Origin of the sequence: Streptomyces sp. YS-3 (assembly GCF_045257485.1) — a bacterium.
In the GTDB taxonomy this organism is placed as follows: domain Bacteria; phylum Actinomycetota; class Actinomycetes; order Streptomycetales; family Streptomycetaceae; genus Streptomyces.
In genome coordinates this window covers 1-2,949 of sequence record NZ_JBJHPC010000741.1, presented here as the reverse complement: position 1 = coordinate 2,949, position 2,949 = coordinate 1, and the positions used below count along the sequence as shown (strand labels likewise).

At 73.6% G+C, this 2,949-nt stretch carries 3 protein-coding genes; 1 reads left to right on the top strand and 2 read right to left on the bottom strand.

What is annotated here, in order from left to right; translation table 11 throughout:
• Positions 1–130 precede the first annotated feature (130 nt).
• Both ACJA3G_RS34125 and ACJA3G_RS34120 read right to left on the bottom strand, forming a co-directional pair.
• Positions 131–946 (bottom strand): sugar phosphate isomerase/epimerase family protein, encoded by an 816-nt coding sequence (locus tag ACJA3G_RS34125; RefSeq protein ID WP_406556910.1) that lies wholly within the window; start codon positions 944–946, stop codon positions 131–133.
• Positions 947–1,058: 112 nt separating this feature from the next.
• Entirely contained in the window at positions 1,059–1,991 is a 933-nt protein-coding gene (locus tag ACJA3G_RS34120) for a Ppx/GppA family phosphatase (protein ID WP_406556909.1), read from the bottom strand.
• A 40-nt stretch (positions 1,992–2,031) separates the two neighbouring features.
• Here ACJA3G_RS34120 and ACJA3G_RS34115 point away from each other — a divergent pair, with 40 nt between their 5' ends.
• The gene (locus ACJA3G_RS34115; protein WP_406556908.1) at positions 2,032–2,844 is read left to right on the top strand and encodes a hypothetical protein; all 813 of its coding nucleotides are present in this window, start codon (positions 2,032–2,034) and stop codon (positions 2,842–2,844) included.
• Positions 2,845–2,949 lie beyond the last annotated feature (105 nt).

Genomic DNA, 2,949 nt, shown 5'->3' with positions numbered 1-2,949 from the left:
GGCTGCGCCCCTGCACCCCCTGCCCTCCCTCATCCGCCGGTGCGCGCCGGGGCCGCTGTCGGCCTCCGCGCGCGGGGGCGGCCCCGCCCGCGGCGGCGCGGGGCCGACGCGGACGCGGGGGCGGCCCCGGTCACCGGCGGACCTTCGACGCCAGGTGCAGCCGGGTGAAGGCGAGTGCCTCGGCGAGGTCGGCCTCGCGTTCGGCCGCGGACATGGCCCGGCGGGTGTTGACCTCGATGACGACGTGGCCGCCGAAGCCGGTGCGGGCGAGCCCTTCGAGGAGCTCGGCGCACGGCTGGCTGCCCCGGCCCGGGACCAGGTGCTCGTCCTTGGCCGAGCCCTTGCCGTCGGCGAGGTGGACGTGCGCGAGCCGGTCGCCCATGCGGTCGACGAGCGCCATCGCGTCGGTGCGGGCGGTCGCGGCGTGCGAGAGGTCGACCGTGAAGTGCCGGTAGTCGTCTTTGGTGACGTCCCAGTCGGGTGCGTACGCGAGCATCTCCCGGTCGCGGTAGCGCCACGGGTACATGTTCTCGACGGCGAACCGCACATCGGTCTCGTCCGCCATCCGCCAGATGCCGGTGACGAAGTCACGGGCGTACTGGCGCTGCCAGCGGAACGGCGGGTGCACCACCACGGTGGAGGCGCCGAGCTTCTCGGCCGCGGCTCTCGCCCGCTGGAGCTTCACCCACGGGTCGGTCGACCAGACCCGCTGGGTGATCAGCAGACAGGGGGCGTGAACGGCGAGGATCGGCACCTGGTGGTAGTCCGAGAGCCGTCGCAGGGCTTCGATGTCCTGGCTGACCGGGTCGGTCCAGACCATGACCTCGACGCCGTCGTACCCCAGGCGTGCGGCGATCTCGAAGGCCGTCGCCGTCGACTCCGGATAGACCGAAGCCGTCGACAGGGCGACCTTCGCATCCGGGATGCGCACTACTGGTTCTGCCACGGAGACAGCCTACGGGCACCCACAACAGCGCCCGCGAGGGGACCGTCCAGCTGGCCGGAACCCGACGTCCCCGCCGGGTCCGCCGCCCCGGACGCCCCGGCCGCCCCGCCCGTCATCCCGTCGGCAGCTGGTCCAGATGGCGCAGGATCACGCCCTCGCGCAGCGCCCACGGACAGATCTCCAGCTCCTCCACGCCGAACAGGTCCATCGCCCCCTCGGCCACCAGCGCCCCCGCGAGCAGCTGGCGCGCCCGGCCCTCGGAGACGCCCGGCAGCGTGGTGCGCTGCTCGGTGGTCATCGCGGCGAGCTTGGGCACCCACTCCTCCAGCGACCGGCGGCTCAGGGTGCGCTGGACGTACACGCCCTCGGTGGAACGGGCGGCGCCCGCGATCCTGGCCAGCTGCTTGAAGGTCTTGGAGGTGGCGACCACGTGGTCCGGGGAGCCGGTGCGGGCGAACTCGCCGACCGTCCGGGCGATCTGCGCGCGGACGTGGCGGCGCAGCGCCCGTACGTCGGAGGGGTCGGGCGGGTCGCCGGGCAGCCAGGCCGCGGTGAGCCGGCCGGCGCCCAGCGGCAGCGACACGGCCGCGACCGGCTCCTCGTCGATCCCGTAAGCGATCTCCAGGGAGCCGCCGCCGATGTCCAGAAGCAGGAGTTTCCCGGCCGACCAGCCGTACCAGCGGCGGGCCGCCAGGAAGGTGAGGCGGGCCTCCTCCTCGCCGGACACGACACCGAGGTCGACCCCGGTCTCCTCCTTGACGCGGCCGATCACCAGGTCGGCGTTGCTGGCCTCGCGGACGGCGGAGGTGGCGAACGGGAGCATCTCCTCGACGCCCTTGTCCTCGGCCGCGATCAGCGCCGTGCTGACCGTGGCCACCAGCCTGTCGACGCCCTCCGGCCCGATCGCCCCGTCCTCGTCGAGGAGTTCGGCGAGCCTCAGCTCGGCCTTGTGCGAGTACGCGGGCAGGGGCGCGGCACCGGCGTGCGCGTCCACCACCAGCAGGTGAACCGTATTCGACCCCACATCGAGGACTCCGAGTCTCATGGGCTGAACGCTACTGCCGTCGCGGACATACGCTTGTCCCGTGCCAAAGACGAAAAAGGCGAAGCCGGGCAAAGCCAAGACCCCCAGGACTCCCGGGCCGCGGGCGGACGAGCAGGGGGTCGACTTCCCGCGCGCGTGGGTGGAGTTCCCCGACCCCGCCGACGACGAACAGGTCTTCCGCTGCGATCTGACGTGGCTGACCTCGCGGTGGACGTGTGTCTTCGGGAGCGGCTGCCAGGGCATCCAGGCGGGCCGCGCCGACGACGGCTGCTGCACCCTCGGCGCGCACTTCTCGGACGAGGACGACGAGAAGCGCGTGGCGGGGCACGTGGCGCGGCTCACGCCGGAGCTGTGGCAGTTCCACGACGAGGGCACCCAGAGCGGCTGGGTCCAGCTCGATGACGACGGTGAGCGGCAGACCCGCAGGTGGGAAGGTTCCTGCATCTTCCAGAACCGGCCCGGGTTCGCGGGCGGCGCGGGCTGCTCGCTGCACATCCTGGCGCTGCGCGAGGGCAAGGAGCCGCTGGAGACCAAGCCGGACGTCTGCTGGCAGCTGCCGGTGCGGCGCACCTACGACTGGATCGACCGGCCGGACGAGACGCGCGTGCTGCAGATCTCGATCGGTGAGTACGACCGGCGCGGCTGGGGGCCGGGCGGCCACGACCTGCACTGGTGGTGCACCTCGGCGACCTCGGCGCACGGCGCGGGCGAGCCGGTCTATGTGACCTACCGGCCGGAGCTGACCGAGCTGATGGGCAAGGAGGCGTACGACGTGCTCGTGGGCCTGTGCGAGGCGCGGCTCGCCTCCGCGCTGCCGCTGGTGGCACCGCACCCGGCGGACCCGGCCCGCTGACGGCCGCGCGCCCCGCCCCGGCCTCACGAGGGCTGCGGCGGGGACGCCGTGCCGCTCGGGGTGTCCGGCGGTGTGCTGGGCGCCGTCGGCGTCGGTGCCGGCGAG

Bases quoted from the DNA above. Each gene is read 5' to 3' on its own strand.
- ACJA3G_RS34120 (WP_406556909.1), bottom strand. From the start codon at position 1,991: ATGAGACTCGGAGTCCTCGATGTGGGGTCGAATACGGTTCACCTGCTG.